This is a genomic window from Bacillus sp. FJAT-42376 (assembly GCF_003816055.1).
Classification (GTDB): domain Bacteria; phylum Bacillota; class Bacilli; order Bacillales; family Bacillaceae; genus Metabacillus_B.
Genome location: NZ_CP033906.1, coordinates 3,041,938 through 3,068,929, shown reverse-complemented (window position 1 = coordinate 3,068,929; position 26,992 = coordinate 3,041,938). Strand labels below are relative to the sequence as shown.

Below are 26,992 nucleotides of genomic sequence, written 5' to 3'. Positions count from 1 at the left end.
AACTATGGAGAGATTTGAACGTTTACAGCTAAAGCCGTTTCTAATAGACGCAGTGAAAGAATTAGGGTTTAAAAATCCTACTGAAATACAGGAAAGAATCATTCCTTCAATTTTAAAAGGAGAAAGTGTTATTGGCCAGTCTCAAACAGGGACCGGAAAAACCCACGCCTATTTGCTTCCCCTATTAAATAACTTGGATCCTAATTCCCAAACTGTACAGGTCGTTATTACATCGCCGACCAGAGAACTGGCGAATCAGATTTACAAAGAAGTTCTTAAACTGATCAGTCACCATGATCAGGAGATTCAGGCAAGATGCTTTACCGGAGGAACAGATAAGCAGCGTTCCATTGAAAAATTAAAACAGCAGCCGCAAATTGTCATTGGGACACCCGGCAGGATCCATGATTTATTAAAAGTGAATGCCCTTCATGTTAACAATGCGAAATCTTTTGTTGTCGATGAAGCAGATATGATCCTGGATATGGGCTTTCTTGAAGATGTCGACCGTATTGCAGGAGGTATGCCTGAGCAGCTTCAAATGCTTGTTTTCTCCGCCACTATACCTGAAAAACTAAAGCCGTTCTTAAAAAAATATATGGCGAATCCGAAATTTACACATGTAGCACCTAAGCAGGCAGCAGCAGAAAAAATTGAGCATGTGCTTGTCCCGCTTAGACACCGGAATAAAACAAAGCTCGTATTCGACATGCTGCAAGCGTATAATCCGTATTTGGCCATTGTTTTTACCAATACGAAAAAGATGGCGGATGCGGTAGCGGATGAACTGGCAGCCAAGGGACTTAAAGTGGGCCGCATTCACGGAGGACTTCCGCCGCGCGAACGGAAAAAAGTAATGAAACAAGTAAATGATCTTGAATTTCAATACGTTGTGGCAACCGATCTTGCAGCCAGGGGAATCGATATTGAGGGCGTCAGCCACATTATAAATTTCGAGCTGCCTCAGGATTTGGATTTTTATATTCACCGGGTAGGCCGGACAGCCCGTGCAGGATACTCAGGCCTTGCAGCTACAATCTACGAAACGTCTGATGAGGACGCCCTGGCTAAGCTTGAAAAAATGGGCATTGTCTTTGAATATAAGGATTTGGACGGATCTGACTGGAAAGTGGCAGATGACCGCCACCGCAGAAAGAATCGCCCGAAAACCGACCGGGAAATAGATGAACGGGCAAAACACGGAATCAGGAAGCCTAAAAAAGTAAAACCGGGATATAAAAGAGCGATGAAGTGGGAAATGGATAAAGTTAAGAAGAAACAGCGCAGACTCAAAAGAAGAGAGAAGTAGGAGGGGACAGTATGCTTAGAATCGGCTCTCATGTTTCAATGAGCGGGAAACATATGCTCTTGGCCGCGAGCCAGGAAGCAGCATCCTATGGAGCGAACACTTTTATGATTTATACAGGGGCCCCTCAAAACACAAGAAGGAAAAAGATTGAGGATTTAAACATTGAAGCCGGACAGGCTCATATGAGAGATCATGGAATGGATCAGATCATTGTCCATGCCCCTTATATTATTAACATAGGAAACTCCGTAAATCCGAATACCTTTGAGCTTGGAGTGGATTTTCTGCGGTCCGAGATTGAGCGGACCGCAGCGCTTGGCGCTAAGCAGATTGTCCTCCATCCAGGTGCACATGTCGGAGCCGGTGCCGAAGAGGGAATAAAGAAAATCATTGAGGGACTGAATGAAGTGATTGTAAAGGATCAGACCGTTCAGATTGCTCTTGAGACAATGGCAGGCAAAGGATCCGAAATTGGTTCCAGCTTTGAAGAACTTGCAAAAATTATGGAAGGCGTTCATTATAATGAGCACTTATCCGTATGCTTTGATACATGCCATACACATGACGCAGGCTATGACCTGATCAATAATTTTGACGGTGTGCTGGATGAGTTTGACCGGATTATCGGTCTCGAACGTTTAAAGGTTCTGCATGTAAATGACAGCAAAAACCCAATCGGCGCCAGAAAAGACCGCCATGAAAATTTCGGCTTTGGCCATATCGGCTTTGATGCGCTTCTTCATATTGTCCATCATCCGAAGCTTTCAGATGTACCGAAAATTCTTGAAACTCCTTATGTAGGAGAGGATAAGAAAAATAAAAAACCGCCATATAAATTTGAAATTGAGATGATCCGCTCAAAGAAATTTGATAAAGATGTATTGAGCAAAATAGTCAGTCAATGAATAGGGAAAAGGCTGTCTGAACCAGACAGCCTTTTTGTGCTTTTCTTTGCGGAAAAGCCGTAATAGCGGAGTTTAGTTTTACATATCCTATTTAACAAACTGCTTAAAAAGCTGATCCACCTGCTGTGCCGTAGCGGGTGACGTTATGGCCGAGATCGTGGCAAGCAGTTTTCTTCTTTCGTTCTCATCAAAAATGTTTACATTTTTCCCTTTGATTACTTTAACAATTTGCGCTGCCTGGGCCGGACTGATGGAAAGCTGATTTTGTTTAGCCAGCTGAAGCAGCTCATCTGCAGTAATGGAATTGACTTTCTGGTTAATGATTTTTTGAAATAGGATCAAGAATGAACCCTCCTCTCACCACAATATATGGGTTGGTGCCTAATATGTGCGGAATAATGAGGCTAGACCGCTTCTCCTCCTGAGTTGACGAAGGATACCATATACATATGGGCTTATAAAGTTTTCATGAATAAAAATAGGCTGGTCTCTAAAAGAATGCGGTTTTTATCTCTTTTACCCTGGGTGTTAAAAGGAAATGAAGCGGCAGGGGAAGAAGCCGCACGTCCCGCAGATTCATGACTGTTAATCATTTAAAGAAGCGAGAAAACAGCCTGTAAATAAAATGAAAAAGGAGAGAACAATGGAAAAAAGACAGCATCGTAAAGAAAAGTTTGGGAGAACCGTTTACCGATTTATTATGATTATTATTGGAGCTTCGCTTGCGGCCATTGCCCTTGAACTCTTTCTTGTTCCAAACAATATTATTGACGGAGGAATTATTGGTATATCCTTGATCCTAGATCATATAACCCCCGCGCAATGGTCTTTTATCAGCTTTGGTACGCTTGTTGTTGTACTGAACCTTCCATTTATGTATTCAGGATACAAACATATTGGGAAAACCTTTATGATTTCTTCTATTTTTGGTGTCATTGCTCTCGCTGTAATCGAAGAGTCCCTTCACCATCTCAAGCCATTCACTTCAGAACCGATTCTTGCAACGGTATTTGGCGGACTCATATTAGGATTGGGAGTGGGGCTGGTTATCCGGAATGGAGGATCCCTGGATGGAACTGAAATCCTTGGAATCCTGATGACGAAGCGCCTTCCGGTATCCGTTGGGGAATTCGTCATGTTTATTAATATCTTCATTTTTGCCTGGGCTGCTTTCGTTTTTGGTCCTGAGCAGGCAATGTATTCGGTGATGACGTATTATATCGCCTTTAAGACAATTGATACGGTTATTCAGGGATTGGATGAGACAAAAGCCGTCATCATAGTGACAGAGCAGTATGAGGAAGTTTCAGATGCGATTTTGCACCGGCTTGGGCGCGGAACAACCAAGTTGAAAGGAAAAGGCGGCTATTCAGATGAAGACACGGAAGTGATATATGCCGTCGTTACAAGACTTGAAGTGACCAAATTAAAGTCCATCATTTATGAAATCGACGATAATGCCTTTCTCACGATTATGAATACTCAGGAAACACATGGTGCCCGATTTAAATCTGCTATTCATTAATACTCCTGCTTTACAAAGTCAGCAATGGGATGTATAATTTCATGGTTATATAAAATGGCTTGCCTAATAAGCGGCCTTTTTCTTTTGGCGTCTAAATCGTAATCGTTCTTACTTTCGTTAAAGCAGCTGTTTCATCAATGGCAGCTGTGCGTTCTGCGCAGAAGTTTGCTGTGCACATACGCATGAATGCTGTGAAGACAGCCTTATTTTATTGTGCAAGAGGTGAAAGGGATGACACATCCTGTTATTGAAATCAGTCATTTGTCTTATACATATGACCGGAATAAAGTGCTCGACGATATTAACCTGACAGTAGTTGAGGGAGCTTTTATCGGTCTGGTCGGACCGAATGGCTCCGGCAAGACCACTCTCTTGAAATGCCTTCTTGGTTTGCTGAAACCGCAAAAAGGGAGCATCCGGCTGTTTGGAGAAGAAATGCGTAAATTTAAAAATTGGCATGAGATCGGGTTTGTTTCACAAAAAGCCAATAGTTTTAATACCGGATTTCCCGCTTCTGTTTTTGAAGTGGTAGCGAGCGGACTGACAAGCAAGCTTGGATTGTTCAGGTACATGAATGCTGCAGACCGGCAAAAAGTCAGTGAGGCGATTGATGCAGTCGGACTTAAAGAGTTTTCGAAAAGAAACATTGGAGAGCTTTCAGGAGGACAGCAGCAGAGAACCTTTATTGCCAGGGCGCTGGTCAGCAATCCCAGACTTCTTATTTTAGATGAACCGACAGTAGGAGTGGATTCAGCATCCGTCCAAAATTTTTACAGTATGCTTAAAGATTTAAACAAAAGACTTGGAATTACGCTAATACTCGTCACACACGATGTCGGAACCATTTCGGATAAAGTAACACAGGTTGCGTGTTTAAATAAAACGCTGCACTTCCATGGGTCCCCTCAGGAATTTGATGAAGTGAATGGGCAGTCTCTGTCGGATTATTACGGTCACCCGGTACATGTTTTAACTCATGACCATCATGGGGAGGGACATCAGCATGATTAGTCCGTTTTTCGAATATGAATTCTTGCAAAATGCATTTTTTTCCGGCCTTCTCATTGGGCTGATTGCTCCAATGCTTGGGGTTTACATTGTTGTAAGACGTCTCTCCCTGATTGCAGATGCTCTAAGCCATGTTACACTTGCGGGAATTGCGGCCAGTCTTTTTCTGGAAAAGAAATGGGGGATTTTTTCGGGACTGAACCCTATTTATATGGGGATGGCGTTTTCAGTTACAGGCTCATTAATGATTGAGAAGCTGCGCAGCCTTTATAAACATTATCAGGAACTGGCAATTCCGATTATTTTATCCGGCGGAATTGGGATTGGAGCCATTTTTATTTCACTTGCAGACGGCTTCAATAAAGATCTTCTGAATTATTTATTTGGCAGCGTCTCGGCTGTTACCCGCTCGGATTTAATGATTGTAACAGGCATTGCCATTTTCGTCCTGCTGATCATCGCACTGTTATATAAAGAGCTGTTTGTTCTTTCTTTTGATGAGGAGCATGCAGCCGCATCGGGTATACAGGCAAAATGGATTCACTTCATTTTCATTCTGACGGTTGCCCTGGTCATTGCGGCTTCAATGAGAATTGTCGGCATCCTGCTCGTATCCTCTTTAATGACGCTGCCTGTCGCTGCAAGTATCCGATTGGCTAAAGGGTTTAAGCAGGCTATGATCTTATCTGTCATTTTCGGCGAATTGTCTGTTATGGCAGGGCTCATTCTTGCCTATCAGCTGGATTTAGCCCCTGGCGGTACGATTGTGGTATTGAATGTCTTGATTTTGGTGCTTTCCATCTTAGCAAGCAAGCTAAAAAGGGGACATGTCCAATGAATATTGAGCAAGCTCTGCAGATGCTTAAGGATTCGGGTTACAAATATACAAGCAAGCGTGAAGAGATGCTATCTTTCTTTGCTGACTGCAATAAATATCAAACAGCCAGAGATGTTCTGGAAAGCATGAAACCGAATTATCCGGGATTGAGTTTCGATACGATTTACCGTAATTTATCCCTGTTCGCGGAATTGGGTATTCTGGAAACAACAGAGCTATCCGGAGAAAAACAGTTCAGGTTTACATGCAATCATGCTCACCATCACCACCATTTTATTTGTATGGATTGCGGAAAAACAAAAGAACTTCAATCGTGTCCGATGGATAAGCTGAAAGACGATTTGGAAGGGTACGATGTAAGCGGACATAAGTTTGAAATTTATGGTACGTGCCCGGACTGTGTGCAGTAAAAAGAAGAGGGCTGTTCTGTAAGGCCGATTAAAGCTTCCCGCTCTTTTACCTTGCGTCTGTTTTGGATGATTTCCGCTACTGGCTGCCGGGCGGCGGTTGAACATTTTGAGCGTTTTGCGCTGCCTCACCTTTCCTGCTGCTCTCAGCAAAAGTCAGCAAGCTTCCGCTCCAATCAGCAATACCAAGCTTTTCAATAAAAACAAACCCCCTGAATGCTTATAAGCATTCAGGGGGTTTTGGTTTTGGTTAAGGTTTTGGTGCAATTATTTCCTCTCTTTAGGACTTTCCAGAGAGTTTTACTAAGCAGCGCAATCTTGCGGAGGCAGGCTGTACCTTCCTTAATGGGAGGTCTCTATTTCGCCTGCTTTTCGATCCGGTTCACCCATTTTTCCGCTTCATACCAGCTGTTGACTCTGATAACCTGACTTGGAACAGGATCTTGATTATAAGGGGTATTGAAAAGAATAACAGGGATGCTGAATGTTTCGCTGATCATACAGGCATTATCATGCTTATCCTCAAAAAATACATCAATTTTATGTTTTTTTACGGCCTCCAGTTTATCATGAGTGCCGACTAAATCAATGTTGTGATAGGATAGATCATTTTGTTCAAACCATTTTAGTGTCGTATCATAAAGATGAAGACCACGTGCACTGATGAAAACCAATTTATATTTTTCTTTCCATTTTTTAAGGACAGCTTTAGCTCCCTTTGAAACAGGTGCTTCCCCGTAAATGATCGGCTCAAATTCATCCATCCACTGGTCCAATTCTTCATAGCTGACTTCAAGCGCTTTCGTTAAATCATAATCCTTTATATCATCCAGAGTAATTTGTTTCTTGAATGATTTATTTAAATAAGGGACAAAGGTTTCAGGCGGTGTAACGGTTCCGTCAATGTCAATTCCTAAACGCAGCATAAAGACACTCCTTTTTTTATCTTTTCCCAGTGTACCACAAAGGGAGAGGGAAAAAGTATGGAAAGAGGCATAAAAGAAACCGTCCTTCTGCATACTAAGGAATGCTCCTTATATCTGAAAGTGAGGGGAAAGGAATGGCAGATGAAAGACACTTTGAAGATCACGGCGGCATGACGAACTCAGATCAGGTGAATGGTTTGAATAACCGTGATGAATTAATGGAAATGGACAAGCACCGTGAATATAAGGAAGAAACTGCTGCAGAGGTTGCTCCTCCGATTGGTTCTTACCGTAAAGAGGAACAGTATGCAGATGATAATCATGACCGTGATGGGGCGGCTGAAGGAAGAACAACCGGATACATCGCCATCGCACTCTCCATTATTTCCCTGTTTTTGCTTCCCGTTATTCTCGGAGCTGCGGGAATCATCGTAGGATTTGTGGCCAGAAGAAAAGGTGCCAGCACATTAGGGGCCTGGGCAATTGGAATTGGTGCAGTTTCCCTGATTCTCGGATTGTTTGTTACTCCATTCTTTTAATAATGAAGATGGGCACTCCCGTTTGGGAGTGCCCATCTTATTTTAGGAATTAACTTCTGCTTTTTCAGCAGCCTGCTTTGCATAATGCTCTTCAGCGAGTTTATCGATTTCTTTTTTCAATTCCTCAACCATTGTTTCTTCCGGAACTTTCCTTACAATCTGGCCTTTCATAAATAAGAGACCTTCACCGCGTGCTCCTGCGATTCCAATGTCCGCCTCTCTTGCTTCACCGGGACCGTTCACCGCGCAGCCAAGAACTGCGACTTTAATTGGGGCCTTAATGCTGGAAATATACTCTTCAACCTCGTTTGCAATGCTGATTAGGTCAATTTCAATCCGTCCGCAGGTTGGACATGAAATCAATGTCGCAGCATTGGAAGCAAGCCCAAAGGATTTAAGAAGCTCACGGGCTACCTTAATTTCTTCAACTGGGTCCGCGCTTAGAGAGATGCGGAGAGTGTTTCCAATTCCCATTCTCAAGATCGCTCCAAGGCCGGCCGCGCTTTTGACCGTACCCGCAAAAAGCGTCCCGGATTCTGTAATCCCGAGGTGCAATGGATAATCAAAGGCTCTGGAAGCTTTCTCATACGCTTCAATCGCCAGGTTGACATCAGAAGCCTTCATGGAGACGATGATATCATGAAAGTCAAGGTCTTCCAGGATTTTAATATGGTGCAGGGCGCTTTCGACCATTCCATCCGCTGTAGGATATCCATATTTTTCAAGGATGCGTTTCTCAAGAGAACCGGCATTTACGCCAATGCGAATCGGAATCCCTTTTGCTTTAGCCGCATTTACCACGGCTTCTACTTTTTCCCTGCGCCCGATGTTCCCAGGGTTGATCCGTATTTTATCTGCTCCGCCTTCAATGGCTTTAAGAGCAAGTTTATAGTCAAAGTGGATATCAACAACAAGAGGTATGTTGATTCGCTTTTTAATTTCCGCAATCGCATCAGCAGCACGTTCATCAGGGCATGCAACCCGGACGACCTGGCAGCCTGCTTCTTCAAGCCGGTTAATTTCCGCAACCGTTGCTTCGACGTCATGTGTTTTAGTGGTAGTCATGCTTTGTATAATTAACTCATTATTTCCGCCAATCGTTAGATTGCCGACTTTGACGGGACGAGTCTTTGTACGATGTGTGATTTCACCCACGTGTGGATCGCTCCTTATTCATATAGGTTTGGTAACCAGAATGATATCTTTTCCTCCCATATTGTATCAGTGATTTGGATGTATTGACAAGGAAATAGACAAATCGGCTACTCATACACAGGGAATTTGTAGGAGTGTCCTGTAAGAATCCGATTGGCTTTCGTGCCTGGATTCAGCTTTTCAAAATCTTTGACTGCCGTTTCCAGAGGGACTGGAATCGAGTTTCCATTCACTTTGTTGATCATGATTAGAACGGATTCGCCTTTGCGGACATTCAGTTTTTTAAAGCTTTCTTTTCCGGCAGGCTGTGCAGAAACGATCAGGGTGTCTGTTTCGTTTGCAGGGATGGTTCCAATTCTTAAATCATAATAAATAATATACGCGAGCAGTGCGATGGAACAAAGCAAAATGAGCCTTTTCACTGACAAATCACCCTTTATGCCTGGAATGATACAGCATATGCTTGTCCCATTTAAAACATGCCGCATAAACATTTATTTAGCCTTACAAGAAAGAATGTGGTGCAGTCCGGTAGTCCGTTTCAAAATCCTTGTCCCATTTCCTTTTCGTATGTTTTGGCAGCCTGCTTTTTCTTTGACGGGCGATGAACCTTCTTCTGACGGACAGCCTTTAATCAGACTGAACCTTCCTTTAAAACCAACGGACTTTCACTAAGAAAACCCCCGGAATGCTTACCGGGGGGATTCCACTCCAATATTTTCTCTAATGTGTGATTTTTTTACACTCCTCTGTAAAAAGCTATTTTGATTTTGTATTCTTTTAGCCATAAATTGGACGAGGTAATCTAAAATGCCGCGTGCTTTTTTGCAGATAAATTCAGGTTTAATTCCCATTGAAGCGGGAGAAATCTGAGTGTCTTTGTCTTTGTTTGATGGCCCGGTCTTTTCCCTGCTGATAATGCCAAATCGATAGGGTAAGCCAGCAAATGCTGCATAAATAGCCGCCTAATACATCACTTGGATAATGAACACCCAAGTATATTCTGCTGAGTCCGATGCCGGCAATCATGAGAATGCTGAACAGCACCAGCAAGTTTTTGCCCCTGCGGCTTTTCAGATGCTTCCACAGAATGAAAGCAAGAATACCGTAAAAGGCCACTGCTTCCATTGAATGGCCGCTTGGAAAGCTAAAGCCCTGCGCAGAGGAAAGTCTGTGGAAATCAGGTCTTGGCCGATGAAAAAGAAGTTTTAAAATCTGATTCAGCATTGCTGAACCAAGGACGACGGTGACATAGAGAAGGACCTCGCTTCGATGCATCAGTATTTTTCTGAATATCAGCAGAGATAATACCGCCAGTATGAAAACGATGGTACCGGACCCGGCCCAGGACAAAAATTTCATGATGTCCGTCACTGGCGGGGATTCAAAAGTCTGGACAAAGGAAATCACATGCTGATCAAACGAAATCACTAAATCTTTATGGACAAAATAGGCTGTTAATCCAAATAAAACGGCAAAAACCAGACTTAGTAAAAACGCTTTGCTCAAGTATTGCTGCATTTTTTCACCGATCATTATTCATACTCCCAGTATTCATGATTTATCCTGACAAATACCCTAATTCCTCAAGAATAATCATCTCTTAGGCTGGTAATACGGAACCATAAAAAAACAGAGCGGGTATTTTCGCTCTGTTTTTATGCAGTCATTAAGTGATGGCTGCCGGTTCTGTTTTGGAAGGAATTTCTTTAACGGCCAGGTATAGCATAACGATATGAACAAACCATTGGACAAGTCCCTGGCTCGGAACAGCTGCCTGCAAGCTCGTCATGATCGTGAAGAAAAGGGTGGCAAGTGTCACAGCGTAGGCAGACATCACCCATGACTGTTTGAAGTTCACCTTTTTCTTAAGCATGTTCCGAATAACCAGTCCGAGTAAAGCGAGGATCGTAACTTCTATAAATTTTGAAAAAGAGGATACGAGGTAAAGCAGGATTAAAACAGCAGCTATAATAACCGGTTTTAATTGTCCTGTCTGTTTGGCAAAATCAGCAATTTGGGCTTTCGTGATTGTAAAATTCCCTGCACTTGTATACGAAATCACCTGTGGAGAACCGTTGGATACAAGAACGAATTCATTTTTTAGAATACCAACTGAATTGTTCTTCTGCTCCATTTCTTTTGCGGTATATGTCCCGGTAGGATCCAGAACAATAATGATCTCACCCTGTTTAATTTCAACAGGTTTATCTGTTTGTGCGGTTAATGTACCATCTTTAATCTCAAAATCGGGAAGGCTGCTGTTCACTGTATTCTGTATAGCTGTAATACTGCTTCCGATTGTAAGCCCCAGGAAGACAGAGGCAGGCAGGATGGAGATTAAAGTCAGGAAAAAAATGTAGAGAATAGTTTTTCCAATTCCCTGGAATCTGAAAACGGCAATATCTTTCGGAGAGTAAAGGCTTTTTGCCATTTGTTTAAATATGTTCACTCGGTCACTTCCTTTTCAATCAATCATTTCTCATTTTACCTTCCGGAAGGATCATAAACAAGTGCATAGAGAGGACGGGAGCAGAGGGCCATTATTAAAAATAAATGCTGTTTTCCTAAAAATACTTTACAATAAATACACAATTGCTTAATAATTGACTTGATTAATGGACTAAAGAGAGACATCTGGAGGGAAACACGGATGGAATTTGATCTCCAACGGGTTATTTTTGAGTTTTTAGGGGGCTTGGGGATTTTTTTATTTGGAATTAAGTACATGGGGGAAGGATTGCAGCGCGCAGCTGGAAACAGACTTCGGGATATGCTCGACCGATACACTTCCAATTCGGTAATGGCAGTAATCGCCGGTATCGCTGTAACTGTTCTTATTCAATCCAGCAGCGGAACAACGGTTATAGCCGTAGGTCTTGTCAGTGCAGGTTTTATGAAACTAAGGCAGGCAATCGGTGTAATCATGGGCGCAAATATCGGGACGACGGTTACAGCATTCATTATTGGTATTAACGTAACGGATTATGCTCTTCCTGTACTAGCTGCCGGTTCCATCCTCTTGTATTTTATTAAAAATAAAAAAGCCCATCATGCAGGGCAGGTTGTATTTGGATTCGGCGCTCTATTCTTCGGGCTGGAATTGATGGGCAGCGGATTGCGCCCTCTTGGAAATCTTGCTTTTTTCGAGGACTTGACATTAACGTTAAGCTCAAACCCTCTGCTTGGGGTGCTCGCCGGAACCATTCTTACAGGTGTAGTGCAAAGCTCCAGTGCCACAATCGGAATATTGCAGGAGTTATATGGCCAGAATCTTGTTGATTTGCATGCAGCGCTTCCCGTAATGTTCGGGGACAATATCGGTACAACGATTACAGCAGTATTGGCGTCGATAGGTGCCTCCATTGCTGCCAGAAGGGCTGCGATGGCGCATGTCATATTTAATGTTGCCGGGACCTCTATTTTTCTCGTTGTATTGCCTTTATACACGGTTTTTATTCAATCTTTGGAAACCAATTTGAGCTTAAGTCCGGCGATGGCCATTGCTTTTGCCCATGGCACATTTAATATAACTAATGCTCTTATTCAGCTTCCATTCATCGGTGCGCTTGCTTGGGCTGCCGAAAAAATGATACCTGGTGAAGATCCGTCCATTGAATACCGGACGAAGCACTTAGATCCGTTGTTTATTGAACAGTCATCTTCCATTGCACTTGGACAAGCAAAAGAAGAAGTATTAAGAATGGGGCGGTTTTCTGTCAAAGGATTAAAAGAAACGAATGATTACTTGACGGTAAACCAGCAAAAACACGCACACTCCGCTCTTCAGATCGAAGAAGCGATAAATAATCTTGACAGGAAAATTACTGATTACCTCATCCTTATTTCCCGTAATGAAATGAATGAACATGAGTCTGAGGAACATTCCGTGCTGATCGATACGGTAAGGGATATAGAACGGGTAGGTGATCATTTTGAAAATATTGTGGAATTAGTGGATTATAAGCTTTCAAATAAAGTGAAAATAACAGATGAAGCCATGTCTGATTTAAATGAAATGTTTGAGCTGACGGTGAAAACTCTGGAAAACGCCGTTCAATCACTTGATGACCGGGACACAGGGCTTGCGAATCGGGTTCTGGAAGCAGAAGACCGGATTGACAGGATGGAGCGAACTTTGAGGAAGAAACATATTCTTCGTATGAATAATGGTGATTGTTCAGCACAGGCGGGTATGGTATTTGTAGATATCGTAAGCAATCTGGAGAGAATAGGGGACCATTGTGTAAACATTGCAGAAGCGGTACTTGGATACCGTAAATAAGAGTAATATCTTAAATTTAAGATATAATGAAATTATAGGCATGGAAGCGGACGCGCTTTTATTCTGCTGTGGAGGTACAAAATGGACATTTTTTACTGGATTCTCATTATTGCCGCATTTGTTATTGCCTTTGCAGGGCTTGTTTATCCGATTATTCCAAGTGTCATTTTTATTGTAGGCGGATTTTTATTATACGGCTGGTTTTACGGCTTTGATCAATTCGGCTACACATTCTGGATGATTGAGGGGATTTTTGTTGCCGTGCTTTTTGCAGCTGATTATGTAACGAATTTAATCGGTGTGAAAAGAGTAGGGGGAAGCAGGGCTGCGATTTGGGGCAGTACAATCGGTCTCCTCGTCGGTCCGGTCGCGATTCCTATTGCCGGCATTCTGATCGGTCCGTTCCTTGGAGCGGTAATCGCAGAAATGATTGTGCACCGGAAAGACTTTACAACTTCGGTAAAGGTCGGTCTTGGGTCACTGATTGGTTTCATTTCGGGGGTATTTGCCAAAAGCATCATTCAGCTGATAATGATCGGCTACTTTTTATTCGTGATTTTCTGATGAGAATGGCGGGCTGCATAATGATGGTGGCAGCGGTATCATCACCCAATCAAATTCATTGAAACATTTCATTAAATTTGGTACGCTGATTCCAGAAAGCTAAAGGTTTTATCCCTAGCTTGGCAATACATACTATTTCAAGGAGGAGATTTAAATGGCTTACGAACTTCCGCAACTGCCTTATGCTTATGATGCACTTGAGCCTCATATCGATAAGGAAACAATGAACATTCACCACACGAAACATCACAATACGTATGTAACAAATGTGAATGCTGCACTTGAAGGACATGAAGACCTTTCAGGTAAGAGCATTGACGAGCTAATCTCCAATCTGGATGCAATTCCTGAAGAAAAAAGAACAGCTGTCCGCAACAACGGCGGCGGTCACTCTAACCACTCTTTCTTCTGGCAAATCCTTTCTCCAAATGGCGGAGGACAACCTTCAGGCGCTCTTGCAGATGCAATCAGCAGCAAGTTTGGCGGATTTGACGCTTTCAAAGAAGAATTCGCAAAAGCGGCAACAACCCGTTTCGGTTCAGGATGGGCTTGGCTTGTTGTGAACAACGGCGAATTGGAAGTGACAAGCACACCTAACCAGGATTCACCTCTTATGGAGGGCAAAACTCCGGTTCTTGGTCTTGATGTTTGGGAGCATGCCTACTACTTGAATTATCAAAACCGCCGTCCTGATTACATCAATTCCTTCTGGAATGTTGTAAACTGGGATGAGGTTTCTAAACGCTACGAAGCAGCCAAATAAGAAGCATAAAAGAAGCGGGAAATTTCCCCGCTTCTTTTTTTGTCTGCCGGAGGCAGCAGGTCTATTCATTAATGCACAGCAAAAACCGATTTGTTTTTAAATACATAACTCCTTTCCTTCGTGCCAAACTAGTACGAGACAGAAAGGAAGTTTTGCTATGGCTAAACTGCAAAAACTCATCGGGAACATAGAAATTAATAAAGATTTGCTCCTGCTTCTTACAATAGGGGGGCTCTATTCCCTCAGTATTGCATTATCGAACTCCTTTGTGAATGTGTACCTCTGGAAACAGACCGGTAAACTGGCTGATCTCGGTGTTTACAATCTATCCATTGTCGTTATGCAGCCACTTACCTTTATTCTGGCGGGAAGATGGGCGAAAAAAATTGACCGTGTCATCGTTCTTCGTCTTGGAGTCCTGTTCCTGTCCGTATTTTATATCCTCGTCCTGATTATCGGAAGCCATGCCAATCAGTTTATTGTTCTGATGGGGGCAATGCTTGGGATCGGCTACGGTTTTTACTGGCTGGCTTTTAATGTATTAACGTTCGAAATTACAGAGCCTGAAACGAGAGATTTTTTTAATGGGTTTTTAGGGATCTTAACATCCTCGGCCGGCATGATTGGCCCTATTGCAGCAGGGCTTGTTATCTCCTTTTTTGCGGGAAACAAAGGCTATAATGTTATTTTCGCTATTTCACTTGTCCTATTTGCCTGTGCTGTGGGGATGAGTTTTTTGCTGAAGAGAAGACCTTCTCATGGACAATATGTCATCAAAAAGGTTTTTCAGGAGAGGAAAAATGATCCGAACTGGAAGCTGATTACAGGAGCCCATTTCTTTCAGGGACTCCGTGAAGGAACGTTTATATTTGTTATTGGTGTCTTCGTCTTTATCACCACCGGCAGCGAACTTGCTTTAGGCACATTTGGGATGATTAACTCCGCGGTAGCTTTTCTTGCTTATTACGCCGCATCCCGGATTATTACAAAAAGAGTCCGGAAGAAGGCTATTTTACTCGGCGGTCTTTTGCTTTACTCCTCTATATTCATTATCCTTTTTAAGATGTCCTATCTGAACCTTCTGATTTATGCGGTTTGTATCGCAATTGCGTATCCCATGCTTCTCGTTCCGTATGTATCCATTACCTATGATGTAATAGGAAGAGCATGGAATGCTGCAGTGGCAAGGGTCGAATATATTGTAGTAAGGGAAATATTTCTGAATGCCGGAAGAGTAGTCTCTTTACTGGGTTTCATTATAGTAGTGAGCCAATTGAATGTTAAGACCGCCCTTCCTGTTTTTCTTGCGGTTATAGGGGCAGGGCATGCGTTCATTTATTTATTTGTGCGAAAAATTCATCTCCCTGAACCGTCCGTTTCCATTAATAAGGAAGATGGGGAACTTCTTGCTGCAGAATCGAACCTGATGGATGGAGAAAACGGAACTTAATCGGATTCCTTACAATTTTGTAACAAACGGACACCATTATAGAAATGACAGTAAAAAAAGAATACAATAATTATGGAGCTGTCTAAAAAGTCTCATTCACTTAAAACAGGGCGACGCATTCCCGGCGTTTCCCTGTTTTCGTTTGAAATGTGTGACTGGCTGACTGAAGCTGAAGGGGGACACTCCTCTGGCAGGGTTAGACTCTGAACTTGAGAAGGCTCAGCGGCTGCTTCTGGATGAGGGAATCCTGCAGCGGAAATCAGCGCAAATTAATTTGGGTTTCGTCGCAAGCGGAACATCTAAAAGTTACTTTACGGACAGCCCCTTCTTTCTTCATTTAAGAAAAAGAGTAAAGGCGGTGCCAAATGACGAGAGATAAAAAAAGCAGAAGACGAAGGTTTTTGCCGGGCCGGTTAAATGTTCTTTTCCTGGTGGTCTTTCTTATTTTTTGCGGAATCGTTCTCAGACTGGGAATTGTTCAGATTGTATATGGTCAGGATTACCAAAAAGATCTGGACAGGAAAGAGGAAGCAGATGTCAGTTCAACGGTTCCGAGAGGAAAAATGTACGATCGCAACTACTCTGCAATCGTGGACAATGAGCCGCTGAATGCGATTACATATACGAGATCTCCCGGCACGAGCCAAGATGAACGGCTTGCTGTTGCAAAATCCCTTGCGCGAATGATTGAACAGAAAACAGATAAGGTAACAGAGAGGGACTTAAAAGATTATTGGATTATGACCCGGCCTGATGAGGCAAAGAAGAAAATAACCGGTAAGGATAAACAAAAGGCAGAAAACGGGGAGATTCCGGAAGAACAGCTGTATGATCTCCAGCTTGACCGGATTACAAAGAAGGACCTCGCTGAAATCTCTAAACAAGAGCTTGAAATTCTCGCTATAAAGAGACAGATGGATGCAGGGTACTCGATGACGCCTCAGATTATCAAAAATAAAGATGTCACTCCAAAAGAAGTAGCTACGGTAAGTGAACATCTTCAGGATCTTCCCGGAGTCAATATTACGGCTGACTGGGAAAGGAAATATCCATATGGATCTATGCTCAGAACCATGATCGGCAGCATTTCATCCCCGGAACAGGGCATACCAAAAGAACAGAGGGATACGTTTCTGGCAAAAGGGTACAGCCTGAATGACCGTGTAGGGACGAGCTATCTCGAAATGGAATACGAGGATGTTCTCCAGGGTGAAAAAGCGAGAGCTAAAAATATCACCGATGCAGAAGGGAATATCCTGAATACCCAAATTGTTTCGGAAGGAAAAAGCGGTAAAGACCTGATTTTGACTTTGGATATCGAACTGCAGCAGGAAGTGGAAAAAATTATCGAAGAAGAGCTTCAGACAGCTAAAAAAGAAAAGGGAACGGAGCTTTTAGACCGCGCATTTGCCGTAATGATTGACCCAAGAAACGGTGAAGTTCTCTCAATGGCCGGTAAGCAAATTGTGAAGGATAAAAGCGGCGTGCAGAAAATGAAGGATTTCTCGCTTGGCGCTATGACTTCTTCCTATACAATGGGATCTGCCGTTAAAGGCGCCACCGTGCTCTCAGGCTATCAGTCCGGTGCTATTAAACCAGGACAGATGTTTAACGATGAACCACTTTACATAAAAGGGTCGCCTCCAAAAAAATCACACGAAACGATGGGCATGATCAATGATCTTGAAGCATTGAAACGATCTTCCAACGTGTATATGTTTAAAACGGCCATCGAAATGGCCGGAGGCAAATATAAGAAAAATGGCTCGCTCCCGCTTGATACCGGAACATTTAACGTTCTCCGGAATTATTATAGCCAGTTCGGTTTAGGGGTTCCAACCGGTATTGATCTGCCGAACGAAGCATCCGGATTTAAAGGATCCAGCGTGACACCCGGGCTGCTGCTCGATTTATCAATCGGACAATATGACACCTATACACCTCTGCAAATGGCCCAGTACGTCTCAACGATTGCCAATGGAGGCTATCGGATGAAGCCGCAGATGGTAAGAGAAATCAGGGAACCTGCTCCCGGCGAAGGATTAGGTCCTGTCGTCCAATCAGCAAAACCTGAAATTCTGAACAAGCTGGAAATGAAGCCAAGCCAGATTCAAAGAGTTCAGGAAGGCTTCCGGCAGGTCATGCAGGAAAAAGGGGGAACCGGCTATCCTTACTTTATGGGGGCAGATTATCAGCCAGCCGGAAAAACAGGGACGGCCCAGGCCTTTTATGACGGTCCTGTAAAAAGTAAGTTTCTCTCTCCTGTCTATAACCTGACAATGGTAGGGTACGCACCGAGCAATAACCCTGAAATTGCCTTTGCGGTCGTAGTTCCGTGGGCATATGATAAGAGCTCCAATTCCCATCCGATCAACAAGACGATCAGCAGGAGAATAATGGATAAGTATTATGAACTAAAATCGAAGCATGAGGAAGAGCATTTGGATCAAAAGAATATGGAAAAAATTCAGCAAAGGGCAGTCAGTGAAGAGATTGAATAATTTTCAAGTCCTATTGCCATAATAAAAGCACTCAATCAAGAGTGCTCTTTTTTTGAGAAAAAATGGGCCTTCACATCCTAAAAACCGACAAATAGCATCACAAATTTACAAAACCTTAACATTTGGTTAAAACTAAGTTAACAGTGGAACGGTATTCTTATTCACGTAGGACAAAAACACCACAAAAATATTAGGGGGAACTAGCAAATGAAGAAAGCTAAACACTTAGCTCTATTCCTTATCATGTCTGCTTTAGTTGTTTTCGCAGCAGCCTGCGGAGGAAACACTTCAAAAGAAGGTACGAACGGCGGAGATACTAAAAAAGAAGAAGCAGCAGAAGCTGAAGGAAGCCTAGTAGCATCCGGTTCATCTGCTATGCAGCCTCTAGTTGCAGCAGCGGCAGAACAGTTCATGGCAGAAAACACAAAGGCTGACGTTCAAGTTCAAGCCGGAGGTTCTGGTACAGGACTTTCTCAAGTAGCTGAAGGCGCTGTTCAAATCGGTAACTCTGATGTTTTTGCTGAAGAAAAAGACAAAGAAAAATTTAAAGACCTTGTTGACCATAAAATTGCTGTAGTAGGTATGACAGCTGCTGTTAACCCAGATGCTGGCGTAAAAGATATCAGCAAAGATGATCTTAAAAAAGTATTTGCCGGCGAAATCACTAACTGGAAAGATCTTGGCGGAAAAGACCAGAAAATCACTCTTGTAAACCGTCCTGATTCTTCAGGTACTCGTGCTACATTCACTAAATACGCTCTTGACAATGGTAAAACGGCTGAAGGAATCACTGAAGACTCTTCTAACACAGTTAAGAAAATCATCAGCGAAACTCCAGGTGCTGTAGGATACCTTGCATTCTCTTACTTCACTGACGATAAAGTAACTCCAATGTCTATCGATGGTGTAGAAGCTACTGACGAAAAAGTAACAACTGGCGAATTCCCAATCTGGGCTTATGAGCATTCTTATACAAAAGGCGAAGCCACTGGACTTGCTAAAACATTCATCGATTACATGATGAGCGAAGAAGTTCAAACAAAACTACTTCCTGAACAAGGATACATCCCTGTTACAGATATGAAAGTAGAACGCGACGCAGAAGGAAAAATTAAAGACCTATAATTTAAATCTAAGTAACGTAGCTTTTATAAAGTTAGGGTAAGTGCCGTACAGGCATTTACCCTATTATGACGTTATTAGGAGTGTAAATGATGGAAAAAAAGATTGAAATGTCAGCTAGAGAGAGATTAATTAGTTCAAGTAAAAACAGAAAAAAGGATGAAGTTCGAGGAAGGCTCCTTGTTACGATTTGTGCTCTGATTATGATTACTGCGACAATCGCAATCACAATTTTCCTTGGCACGAAGGGGATTCAGTCGTTTACAAGCAATGGTGTAAGTCTCATTGAGTTCTTAACCAGCTCTGACTGGAATCCGTCTGAAGAGAAATATGGCGCTCTGCCATTTATCTTCGGATCATTCGCTGTAACCATTCTTTCAGCCTTAATTGCTGCTCCTCTTGGTATAGGAAGTGCTATTTTCATGACTGAAATCGCTCCTTCCTGGGGAAGAAAATTTTTACAGCCTGTAGTTGAACTTCTGGTAGGTATTCCATCGGTTGTTTATGGATTCATAGGACTTACAGTGCTTGTACCTTTTATCAGAAACACATTTGGAGGAACAGGAAATAGCTTATTGGCGGGGACGATCGTTCTGTCTGTTATGATTCTCCCTACGATTACGACTATTGCAACAGATGCAATGAGTTCACTGCCTAAAAATTTGCGTGAAGGTTCCTACGCGCTTGGTGCCACAAGATGGCAAACCATTAGAAAAGTATTGATTCCGGCAGCTCTTCCTACCCTTCTTACAGCTGTAGTTTTGGGAATGGCCCGTGCATTCGGTGAAGCATTGGCCGTTCAAATGGTGATCGGGAATGTGAGAGCACTTCCAGACAGCCTGCTTGATGCTTCCGCTACTTTAACGACGATCATTACCCTTAACATGGGTCATACAACAAACGGAAGTGTTGATAACAATGCATTATGGTCAATGGGACTGATTCTTCTTGTCATGTCATTCCTGTTTATCATTCTAATTCGTTACCTGTCATCTAGGAGGAAGATTTAATGAATAGCAAAGTTGCAGACCGAATAGCTACTGGTGTTTTTGTCGCCATTGCGTCAATTATTGTTCTCCTTCTTGTTGGATTATTTTCATACATTATTTTTAACGGCTTCAGCAAGTTGAGCCTTGATTTCATAACGACTATTTCAAGTTCTTTTCGTGAAGGCGGAGGCGTCAGAGATCAGCTCTTCAACTCTTTTTACATCTTGCTGATTACAATGATTTTTACTGTTCCTCTTGGAGTAGGCGGCGGAATTTACATGGCTGAATATGCCCGTCCAGGCCGTTTAACGGATTTTATCCGTACATGTATCGAAGTACTTGCATCCCTTCCATCTATCGTAATCGGGATGTTTGGTTTGCTTATGTTTGTAAACTTAACCGGCTGGGGATATACGATTATAGGGGGAGCTCTTGCCCTTACCGTCTTTAATCTTCCTGTCATGGTACGTGTAACAGAAGATGCGATGCGATCCGTTCCCCGTGATCAGAAGGAAGCAAGCCTGGCTCTTGGAGTGACAAAGTGGCATACGATTAAAACCGTTTTAATTCCTTCCGCTTTCCCATCTATTCTGACTGGTGCCATTTTGGCCTCAGGCCGTGTATTTGGTGAAGCAGCAGCTCTGTTATTTACTGCAGGTTTGACAACACCAAGACTGGACTATGCCAATTGGAATCCATTTTCAGACACATCACCTCTCAATGTGATGAGACCTGCAGAAACGCTGGCCGTTCATATCTATGCAGTTCTAACCCAGGGGATCATACCTGATATGGAGGATATTGCGAACGGGGCTTCGGCGATCCTTATTATTGCTGTTCTTGTATTTAACCTGGGTGCCAGATGGCTCGGAAGCTTTATCCATAAGAGGCTGACAGCAACAAAATAATAAGTACGGGGTGATTTAATCGTGGCACAGATTTCTGCTGTAAAGGCGCTAAAAGAAAATAAAGATCGGGAAACGTCATTTTCCGCACAGGAAACGGTACTGAAAGTGACCGATTTAAATATATATTATGGTGAAAAACGGGCAGTAAACAATGTAAGCTTTGATATTAATAAAAATGCCGTCACGGCACTGATAGGGCCTTCCGGCTGCGGTAAATCGACCTTTCTCAGAAGCATAAACCGCATGAATGATTTAATCCCGGGTTCCAGAAGTGAAGGCAGCATTTTATATGAAGATGTGAATTTACTCGATCCTGCAATCAACACGGTTGCACTCAGAAAAGAAATCGGAATGGTTTTCCAAAAGCCAAATCCATTTCCAAAATCGATTTACAACAACATTACACACGCTTTAAAATTCAACGGGATGACAAGCAAAAAAGACTTGGACCAGGCGGTAGAAGAAAGCCTTAAAAAGGCAGCTCTATGGGACGAAGTAAAGGACCGCCTCCATACATCTGCCCTGGCTCTTTCAGGCGGACAGGCACAGCGTCTCTGCATTGCAAGAACCATCGCAATGAAGCCGACTGTACTTCTCTTAGATGAGCCGGCTTCAGCCCTAGATCCTATTTCAAATGCAAAAGTTGAAGATTTGATTATCGATTTAAAAAAAGAGTTCTCCATCGTAATCGTCACACATAATATGCAGCAGGCATCACGAATCTCCGACAAAACGGCGTTTTTCTTAAACGGGGATTTAGTGGAGTATGATTTGACTGAAAAAATCTTTACCAATCCTTCGCAAAAGAAAACAGAAGAATACATCACCGGAAGGTTTGGATAAGGGGGATTATCATGGCAACGGCAGCGCAAGTTAAAGAAGTATTTCAAATGAAAGATCTAAACTTATGGTATGGGGAAAATCAAGCCCTCAAAAACATTAATTTCTCCATACTGGAGAATGAAGTAACGGCTATTATCGGACCATCAGGCTGCGGAAAATCCACTTTTATTAAAACGCTGAATCTAATGATCAATATGGTTCCGGGTGTCAGGATGTCTGGAGAAATCAATTATGGTCATAAAAACATTCTTACTTCAAAAATAGATTTGGTAGATCTCAGGAAGAATGTGGGGATGGTCTTTCAAAAAGGAAATCCGTTTCCTCAGTCGATCTATGATAATGTGGCATATGGCCCCCGTATTCATGGAATCCGCAATAAAAAGAAACTGGATGAGCTTGTTGAAAAATCCTTAAAAGATGTAGCACTATGGGACGAAGTAAAAGACCGGCTTCATTCAGGGGCTTTAGGATTATCCGGCGGGCAGCAGCAGAGATTATGCATTGCCCGTGCACTTGCTACAACTCCTAATGTATTGCTGATGGATGAACCGACATCTGCATTGGACCCAATCTCCACGCTGAAAATTGAGGAACTTATCCTCGAATTAAAAAAGAAATACACGATTGTGATCGTGACCCATAACATGCAGCAGGCAGCCCGTGTTTCTGATAAAACAGCATTTTTCCTTATGGGAGAACTTGTTGAAATCAGTGACACCGATGTTCTGTTCTCTAAACCGGCAAATCAAAAAACAGAAGATTACATCTCCGGACGATTCGGATAATGTAAAATTACGATCAAAAAGAGGCTGGGACATAACTAAAATTGTTGTCCTTAAGCCGAATATTTCTTTTGAAAAAAACATAAAAAAAATAAAACCGAACGATTACGAAGCTCTATTTTAGAGTTTCAAATAATCGTTCGGTTTTTTATTCGCTATATTACAGCATGTTGTTACTTTTTTAAACCCTGTTGATTGAAGCGGAAGGCGTGAGACTCTGCTTAGAGTAGCGGGACAGGTGAGACCCCGCAGGCGCAAAGCGGCGAGGAGGCTCACCGCCCGCCAGCTGCAATCAACAGCCAAGTTTAAAAGAGCTTTTTTATTAACCCGAAACCTTTTGTCACGACCTCTTTTTTTATTTTTATGGAAAGATTGTAAAAGATGTGTAAATTTTGCCGTTTATCTGAGACTTTTTACCCTAAATAAATTATGATATGAATGAAAAAATTACTAAATCAGAATTGCAGGCGAGGGTTATGATCATGAAACACAACAAGACAGGGACCGCTCTCATTAAAATGGATAAAACGTTAAAATCACTTCTGGAACGGAAAATGCTGAGAAAATGGAGTTATGTCTCTTTCAGTAAAAAACTGTATACACCGTTTATCCTTATGCTATTTTTTATAACCATTTCAACAGGGATAGTTTTAAGCCTTCTGATGAATGCGGCAAGAGATACAAATACGTTAAATATCAAAGGGGAAAGTGCTGTCTTGCTCACGGAAATGGAATCTCTCATCCGGGCTAAGGATATAAAAATTGCGGACTATATTACATTTCAAAAGGATAAAGATATTAAGGATTACCGATCAGCGAGAAATGAACTGAACGAGCTTGTTAAACAAATTAATAAAGACCATTCTCTATCTGGCACGATGAAAAAGTCCATTACAAATATAGAAGCCAACAACAAGAAAATTGATGAGCTGTTTATAAAGGAGATTGCTCCTTCAGTAGTCAGGCTTGATACGGCCATTTATACAAAAGCGCGCGGGGAAATTTCAATGCTTAGAGATTCAAACATATCAGAGCTTAGCAAGTGCCTGAAGATTGTAAATAATGAACGATCCCTTTCCCAGTCCGCCGTTATGAAGGATATAAACAAATCAGCGTTTACCTTGATTGCCTCTATTGTGCTGTCAGCGATCGGCAGTCTCATCATCTTATTGTTGGTCATCCGGTCCATTAAGATGAACCTAAACAGGCTTGTAAAGCTGGCAAGGAGGGTATCTGAAGGCCATTTGGAATATGAGATGGAAGATTCGAAAACGAAGGACGAAATTGGCGCTTTAATCAATTCGGTTAATTTAATGGCTAAAAATCTCAGAAAGATTGTAAAAGGAATTAATGAGGTATCTGTGGGTTTAAAAGGGCAATCCTCAAATCTGCTCCATTCTTCCAATGAAATCAAGCAGACGAGCCATGATGTTTCAGAAACGATGTCTAATCTCTCTGCCAGCTCCGATAAACAGTCATCGGATCTTGTGACAGCTCTTGATTCAGTTGAAAACTTCAACCGGGATATTCAAGCAGCAGCAGCAAACGGTGAAAGTCTTTCTGCCTCTTCCAATGAGGTGCTCATGATTACAAAAGACGGACATCAATCGATGAGGTCTTCCGTTAAGCAAATGGAAGGAACCTATACAATTATTAAGCATTCATATAATCAGGTCCTTACTCTGGGCCAGGATGTTAAAAAAATCACGAAGCTTGTAACAGTCATTCAGGCTATTGCAGAGAGAACCAATCTCCTGGCTTTAAATGCGGCGATTGAGGCGGCAAGAGCAGGGGAAGCCGGAAATGGGTTTGCAGTCGTTGCGGAGGAAGTCAGAAAGCTCGCTAACCAGGTTCAACTATCTATAGAAGAAATAACCGGTATTTCGAAAGGGATCCAGAACGGTGCAAAAGAGGTAACGAACACCCTGGAAAAAGGATTTAAAGAAGTTCAGACCGGGTTGAGTCAAATTACAGCGTCCGGCGAAAAGTTTCAAGCCATCAATGATGAAGTGGAAGGGATTACAGACAATATTCAGGATATTTCCATCATTTTAAAAGATTTGCAAAACAAAAGTGAGTCCATCAAAATGTGGTTTCAAAATAGTGCAGCAATCTCTCAGGAATTTTCAGCCGGCACACTTCAGACCTCTGTCTCCATTCAAAATCAGGATGAAGAAATCAGTACGATGCTTCAGCGGATTTATCATCTGAACTCTCACGCAGACAAGCTGGTAAAAAGTGTGGAAAGGTTTGTTCTGCCAGAAGAGGAGGGGGAGGCAAGGGCATTCAGCGGATAAAATAAATTCAAGAGAGAATCAATAATACCTGCAAAGTCTCTTTCGGGGAATAGAGAGGAAAATATGGTTCTCGGCATCTATGAACCTGTTTATTTTAAAATAAGTCATAATTTCTTTGAAAATTTAGGGAGGAAAATTAGATGGAATTGAAAACAATGGTTAGAGAACACACGCCTGATTTGAATGAAGGGACATTTGAAATGAATGGCGCGATTGTGTATAAAACGGAGAATCTGGATCTGTGGTATGGAAAAAACCATGCTTTGAAAAATATCAATCTTGATGTGTTTGAAAATGAGGTTACAGCGATTATCGGGCCTTCCGGCTGCGGTAAATCAACTTATATTAAAACGCTAAACCGTATGGTTGAACTTGTCCCGATCGTTAAAACCTCCGGCAGGATTATGTACCGGGGAGAAAATATTTTTGATAAATCCTTCCGGGCAGAAGAACTGAAAACACGCGTAGGCATGGTTTTTCAAAAGCCTTATCCATTTCCTAAATCCATCTATGATAATGTAGCATACGGTCCAAGGATTCACGGAATCCGGGATAAAAAAGTGCTGGACCAAATTGTTGAACAAAGCTTAAAAAGCGCAGCCATTTGGGATGAAGTGAAAGACCGTTTGAAGGAGAACGCATACGGGCTGTCTGGGGGCCAGCAGCAGCGGCTTTGTATTGCAAGATGCCTTGCTATTGAACCGGATGTTATCCTTATGGATGAGCCTACTTCTGCTCTGGATCCGATTTCTACCCTTAAGGTAGAAGAGCTTATTCAGGAGTTGAAACAAAACTACAGCATCATTATTGTGACCCACAATATGCAGCAGGCGGCACGGATATCTGATCGTACAGCTTTCTTTTTAAACGGTGAAGTCGTTGAATATTCAAAAACGAATAAACTTTTCTCTGCTCCCTCCGATAAACGAACAGAGGATTATATTACCGGCCGATTCGGCTAAACTGCCAATAAAAAGCAAATTCAAATTCTTATTAGCTGTCAGTCCATAGGATGAGGTAAAATGAATGGTAATGGGAGGCGCAAGATTCCAGACGATGCGGCTCCCCATTTCCCTTTAGAAAATGGACATCCGGACAGCTGACGGGAAAGAGATTCTTACTATGGAAAAGTGCCCAGAAAGATGCATTTACAAAGGCGTTTGGGTAAAGGATAGTAGAGATAAGCATAATCATAGAGGAGGACCTGAAATGGCGGTTAGGGGAAAATTTGATTTTGACATGAATACACTTAGGGAAAAGTTAATGGAAATGGGAAGGTTAACAGAGATTGCTTTAGAGAAATCAATCGACGCTCTTGAGAATCAGAACATCGAATTGGCACTGGAAATTATGGAAGAGGATGAAGCAGTGGATAATCTTGATGAGGAAATCAATGATCTTTCCATTCTGCTTATTGCTAAACAGCAGCCTGTAGCGACAGATCTGCGCAGAATTATGGTCGCGATTAAAATTTCGAATGAAATGGAGCGTATGGCCGATTTTGCCGTAAATATAGCGAAGTCTGCTATTCGTATTGGCGATGACCCTCTGATCAAGCCAATCGAGACCGTTAAACAAATGCACTCTATTGCAAGCAAGATGCTTTCCCTGTCCATTAAGGCATTTAATGAAGAAGATATCGTTTTGGCAAAAGAAGTGGCAGATATGGATGATGAAGTGGATAATTTATATGGTCAAACCATTAGAGAACTGCTGGAAATTACACAGGACAGCCGCGAATCGATGCCGCAAATTACGCAGCTTTTATTTGTAAGCCGGTATTTAGAGCGTTTCGCGGACCATGCAACAAATATATCCGAAAACATTTTCTATCTTGTAAAAGGCAGACATTACGATTTGAATAACTAAAAAAAAT

At 42.3% G+C, this 26,992-nt stretch carries 26 protein-coding genes; 20 read left to right on the top strand and 6 right to left on the bottom strand.

Annotation, left to right across the window (positions count from 1 at the left end; all coding sequences use genetic code 11):
- The first annotated feature begins 4 nt into the window (after positions 1-4).
- Both CEF21_RS15465 and CEF21_RS15460 read left to right on the top strand, forming a co-directional pair.
- The gene (locus tag CEF21_RS15465) at positions 5-1,309 is read left to right on the top strand and encodes a DEAD/DEAH box helicase (protein WP_123917888.1); all 1,305 of its coding nucleotides are present in this window, start codon (positions 5-7) and stop codon (positions 1,307-1,309) included.
- An 11-nt stretch (positions 1,310-1,320) separates the two neighbouring features.
- Positions 1,321-2,214, top strand: coding sequence for a deoxyribonuclease IV (locus CEF21_RS15460; RefSeq protein ID WP_123917886.1), 894 nt, complete (start codon positions 1,321-1,323; stop codon positions 2,212-2,214).
- Between the two features lie 87 nt (positions 2,215-2,301).
- Here the strand turns inward: CEF21_RS15460 and CEF21_RS15455 are convergent, their stop codons facing one another.
- Positions 2,302-2,556, bottom strand: a complete 255-nt coding sequence (locus tag CEF21_RS15455; protein ID WP_123917884.1) for a DUF2624 domain-containing protein — start codon at positions 2,554-2,556, stop codon at positions 2,302-2,304.
- A gap of 301 nt (positions 2,557-2,857) precedes the next feature.
- On the opposite strand from CEF21_RS15455, the gene CEF21_RS15450 reads away from it, so the two are divergent.
- The 4 genes from CEF21_RS15450 to zur all read left to right on the top strand — a co-directional run bounded on the left by CEF21_RS15450 (position 2,858) and on the right by zur (position 5,995).
- Positions 2,858-3,739 (top strand): YitT family protein, encoded by an 882-nt coding sequence (locus tag CEF21_RS15450; protein WP_123917882.1) that lies wholly within the window; start codon positions 2,858-2,860, stop codon positions 3,737-3,739.
- A 231-nt stretch (positions 3,740-3,970) separates the two neighbouring features.
- The gene (locus CEF21_RS15445; protein WP_123917880.1) at positions 3,971-4,750 is read left to right on the top strand and encodes a metal ABC transporter ATP-binding protein; all 780 of its coding nucleotides are present in this window, start codon (positions 3,971-3,973) and stop codon (positions 4,748-4,750) included.
- Positions 4,743-5,585 carry a metal ABC transporter permease gene (locus CEF21_RS15440; protein WP_123917878.1) on the top strand — a complete coding sequence of 281 codons (843 nt, stop codon included), beginning with the start codon at positions 4,743-4,745 and terminating at the stop codon, positions 5,583-5,585. Before CEF21_RS15445 ends, CEF21_RS15440 begins: the two co-directional genes overlap by 8 nt.
- Positions 5,582-5,995, top strand: coding sequence for a zinc uptake transcriptional repressor Zur (zur, locus tag CEF21_RS15435; protein WP_123917876.1), 414 nt, complete (start codon positions 5,582-5,584; stop codon positions 5,993-5,995). The genes CEF21_RS15440 and zur overlap by 4 nt, the downstream gene beginning before the upstream one ends.
- Positions 5,996-6,348: 353 nt before the next feature.
- Here the strand turns inward: zur and CEF21_RS15430 are convergent, their stop codons facing one another.
- Entirely contained in the window at positions 6,349-6,918 is a 570-nt protein-coding gene (locus tag CEF21_RS15430; RefSeq protein WP_123917874.1) for a hypothetical protein, read from the bottom strand.
- Between the two features lie 218 nt (positions 6,919-7,136).
- Between CEF21_RS15430 and CEF21_RS15425 the strand changes: the two genes are divergently transcribed.
- Positions 7,137-7,457 carry a DUF308 domain-containing protein gene (locus tag CEF21_RS15425; RefSeq protein ID WP_241156879.1) on the top strand — a complete coding sequence of 107 codons (321 nt, stop codon included), beginning with the start codon at positions 7,137-7,139 and terminating at the stop codon, positions 7,455-7,457.
- A 42-nt stretch (positions 7,458-7,499) separates the two neighbouring features.
- Here the strand turns inward: CEF21_RS15425 and ispG are convergent, their stop codons facing one another.
- From ispG to CEF21_RS15405, 4 genes are all read right to left on the bottom strand, one after another.
- Positions 7,500-8,612, bottom strand: a complete 1,113-nt coding sequence (gene ispG / locus CEF21_RS15420; RefSeq protein ID WP_123917870.1) for a flavodoxin-dependent (E)-4-hydroxy-3-methylbut-2-enyl-diphosphate synthase — start codon at positions 8,610-8,612, stop codon at positions 7,500-7,502.
- A gap of 107 nt (positions 8,613-8,719) precedes the next feature.
- Positions 8,720-9,034, bottom strand: coding sequence for a hypothetical protein (locus CEF21_RS15415; protein ID WP_123917868.1), 315 nt, complete (start codon positions 9,032-9,034; stop codon positions 8,720-8,722).
- A 421-nt stretch (positions 9,035-9,455) separates the two neighbouring features.
- A complete protein-coding gene (locus tag CEF21_RS15410; RefSeq protein WP_123917866.1) occupies positions 9,456-10,148 on the bottom strand; it encodes a phosphatase PAP2 family protein in 693 nt (230 codons plus the stop codon).
- 133 nt (positions 10,149-10,281) lie between these two features.
- Positions 10,282-11,064 carry a DUF1189 domain-containing protein gene (locus tag CEF21_RS15405; RefSeq protein WP_123917864.1) on the bottom strand — a complete coding sequence of 261 codons (783 nt, stop codon included), beginning with the start codon at positions 11,062-11,064 and terminating at the stop codon, positions 10,282-10,284.
- A gap of 201 nt (positions 11,065-11,265) precedes the next feature.
- Here CEF21_RS15405 and CEF21_RS15400 point away from each other — a divergent pair, with 201 nt between their 5' ends.
- The 13 genes from CEF21_RS15400 to phoU all read left to right on the top strand — a co-directional run bounded on the left by CEF21_RS15400 (position 11,266) and on the right by phoU (position 26,985).
- Positions 11,266-12,897 (top strand): Na/Pi cotransporter family protein, encoded by a 1,632-nt coding sequence (locus CEF21_RS15400; protein ID WP_123917862.1) that lies wholly within the window; start codon positions 11,266-11,268, stop codon positions 12,895-12,897.
- An 81-nt stretch (positions 12,898-12,978) separates the two neighbouring features.
- Positions 12,979-13,461 (top strand): DUF456 domain-containing protein, encoded by a 483-nt coding sequence (locus CEF21_RS15395; RefSeq protein WP_123917860.1) that lies wholly within the window; start codon positions 12,979-12,981, stop codon positions 13,459-13,461.
- A 154-nt stretch (positions 13,462-13,615) separates the two neighbouring features.
- Entirely contained in the window at positions 13,616-14,224 is a 609-nt protein-coding gene (locus CEF21_RS15390) for a superoxide dismutase (RefSeq protein ID WP_123917858.1), read from the top strand.
- A 157-nt stretch (positions 14,225-14,381) separates the two neighbouring features.
- Complete coding sequence (locus tag CEF21_RS15385; RefSeq protein ID WP_123917856.1) at positions 14,382-15,674, top strand: MFS transporter; 1,293 nt, start codon at positions 14,382-14,384, stop codon at positions 15,672-15,674.
- A gap of 365 nt (positions 15,675-16,039) precedes the next feature.
- The gene (locus tag CEF21_RS15380; protein WP_123917854.1) at positions 16,040-18,175 is read left to right on the top strand and encodes a peptidoglycan D,D-transpeptidase FtsI family protein; all 2,136 of its coding nucleotides are present in this window, start codon (positions 16,040-16,042) and stop codon (positions 18,173-18,175) included.
- A 207-nt stretch (positions 18,176-18,382) separates the two neighbouring features.
- A complete protein-coding gene (locus tag CEF21_RS15375; RefSeq protein WP_123917852.1) occupies positions 18,383-19,300 on the top strand; it encodes a phosphate ABC transporter substrate-binding protein in 918 nt (305 codons plus the stop codon).
- A gap of 86 nt (positions 19,301-19,386) precedes the next feature.
- Positions 19,387-20,307: a phosphate ABC transporter permease subunit PstC gene (gene pstC / locus CEF21_RS15370; RefSeq protein ID WP_123917849.1), complete on the top strand. Its 921-nt coding sequence runs from the start codon at positions 19,387-19,389 to the stop codon at positions 20,305-20,307.
- Positions 20,307-21,194 carry a phosphate ABC transporter permease PstA gene (gene pstA / locus CEF21_RS15365; RefSeq protein WP_123917847.1) on the top strand — a complete coding sequence of 296 codons (888 nt, stop codon included), beginning with the start codon at positions 20,307-20,309 and terminating at the stop codon, positions 21,192-21,194. The genes pstC and pstA overlap by 1 nt, the downstream gene beginning before the upstream one ends.
- Positions 21,195-21,224: 30 nt before the next feature.
- Entirely contained in the window at positions 21,225-22,037 is an 813-nt protein-coding gene (pstB, locus tag CEF21_RS15360) for a phosphate ABC transporter ATP-binding protein PstB (RefSeq protein WP_123920297.1), read from the top strand.
- A gap of 5 nt (positions 22,038-22,042) precedes the next feature.
- Complete coding sequence (gene pstB, locus CEF21_RS15355) at positions 22,043-22,822, top strand: phosphate ABC transporter ATP-binding protein PstB (protein WP_123917845.1); 780 nt, start codon at positions 22,043-22,045, stop codon at positions 22,820-22,822.
- 431 nt (positions 22,823-23,253) lie between these two features.
- Positions 23,254-25,116 (top strand): methyl-accepting chemotaxis protein, encoded by a 1,863-nt coding sequence (locus CEF21_RS15350; RefSeq protein ID WP_123917843.1) that lies wholly within the window; start codon positions 23,254-23,256, stop codon positions 25,114-25,116.
- A gap of 140 nt (positions 25,117-25,256) precedes the next feature.
- Entirely contained in the window at positions 25,257-26,078 is an 822-nt protein-coding gene (gene pstB, locus CEF21_RS15345; protein ID WP_123917841.1) for a phosphate ABC transporter ATP-binding protein PstB, read from the top strand.
- A gap of 247 nt (positions 26,079-26,325) precedes the next feature.
- Complete coding sequence (gene phoU, locus CEF21_RS15340; protein ID WP_123917839.1) at positions 26,326-26,985, top strand: phosphate signaling complex protein PhoU; 660 nt, start codon at positions 26,326-26,328, stop codon at positions 26,983-26,985.
- Positions 26,986-26,992 lie beyond the last annotated feature (7 nt).

What these genes read in the sequence shown, in the direction of transcription:
- CEF21_RS15465 (WP_123917888.1), top strand. Translation starts at nt 5, where the DNA reads ATGGAGAGATTTGAACGTTTACAGCTAAAGCCGTTTCTAATAGACGCA.
- CEF21_RS15460 (WP_123917886.1), top strand. Translation starts at nt 1,321, where the DNA reads ATGCTTAGAATCGGCTCTCATGTTTCAATGAGCGGGAAACATATGCTC.
- CEF21_RS15450 (WP_123917882.1), top strand. Translation starts at nt 2,858, where the DNA reads ATGGAAAAAAGACAGCATCGTAAAGAAAAGTTTGGGAGAACCGTTTAC.
- CEF21_RS15445 (WP_123917880.1), top strand. Translation starts at nt 3,971, where the DNA reads ATGACACATCCTGTTATTGAAATCAGTCATTTGTCTTATACATATGAC.
- CEF21_RS15440 (WP_123917878.1), top strand. Translation starts at nt 4,743, where the DNA reads ATGATTAGTCCGTTTTTCGAATATGAATTCTTGCAAAATGCATTTTTT.
- zur (WP_123917876.1), top strand. Translation starts at nt 5,582, where the DNA reads ATGAATATTGAGCAAGCTCTGCAGATGCTTAAGGATTCGGGTTACAAA.
- CEF21_RS15430 (WP_123917874.1), bottom strand. Translation starts at nt 6,918, where the DNA reads ATGCTGCGTTTAGGAATTGACATTGACGGAACCGTTACACCGCCTGAA.
- CEF21_RS15425 (WP_241156879.1), top strand. Translation starts at nt 7,137, where the DNA reads ATGGAAATGGACAAGCACCGTGAATATAAGGAAGAAACTGCTGCAGAG.
- CEF21_RS15410 (WP_123917866.1), bottom strand. Translation starts at nt 10,148, where the DNA reads ATGATCGGTGAAAAAATGCAGCAATACTTGAGCAAAGCGTTTTTACTA.
- CEF21_RS15400 (WP_123917862.1), top strand. Translation starts at nt 11,266, where the DNA reads ATGGAATTTGATCTCCAACGGGTTATTTTTGAGTTTTTAGGGGGCTTG.
- CEF21_RS15395 (WP_123917860.1), top strand. Translation starts at nt 12,979, where the DNA reads ATGGACATTTTTTACTGGATTCTCATTATTGCCGCATTTGTTATTGCC.
- CEF21_RS15390 (WP_123917858.1), top strand. Translation starts at nt 13,616, where the DNA reads ATGGCTTACGAACTTCCGCAACTGCCTTATGCTTATGATGCACTTGAG.
- CEF21_RS15385 (WP_123917856.1), top strand. Translation starts at nt 14,382, where the DNA reads ATGGCTAAACTGCAAAAACTCATCGGGAACATAGAAATTAATAAAGAT.
- CEF21_RS15380 (WP_123917854.1), top strand. Translation starts at nt 16,040, where the DNA reads ATGACGAGAGATAAAAAAAGCAGAAGACGAAGGTTTTTGCCGGGCCGG.
- CEF21_RS15375 (WP_123917852.1), top strand. Translation starts at nt 18,383, where the DNA reads ATGAAGAAAGCTAAACACTTAGCTCTATTCCTTATCATGTCTGCTTTA.
- pstC (WP_123917849.1), top strand. Translation starts at nt 19,387, where the DNA reads ATGATGGAAAAAAAGATTGAAATGTCAGCTAGAGAGAGATTAATTAGT.
- pstA (WP_123917847.1), top strand. Translation starts at nt 20,307, where the DNA reads ATGAATAGCAAAGTTGCAGACCGAATAGCTACTGGTGTTTTTGTCGCC.
- CEF21_RS15350 (WP_123917843.1), top strand. Translation starts at nt 23,254, where the DNA reads ATGAATGAAAAAATTACTAAATCAGAATTGCAGGCGAGGGTTATGATC.
- pstB (WP_123917841.1), top strand. Translation starts at nt 25,257, where the DNA reads ATGGAATTGAAAACAATGGTTAGAGAACACACGCCTGATTTGAATGAA.
- phoU (WP_123917839.1), top strand. Translation starts at nt 26,326, where the DNA reads ATGGCGGTTAGGGGAAAATTTGATTTTGACATGAATACACTTAGGGAA.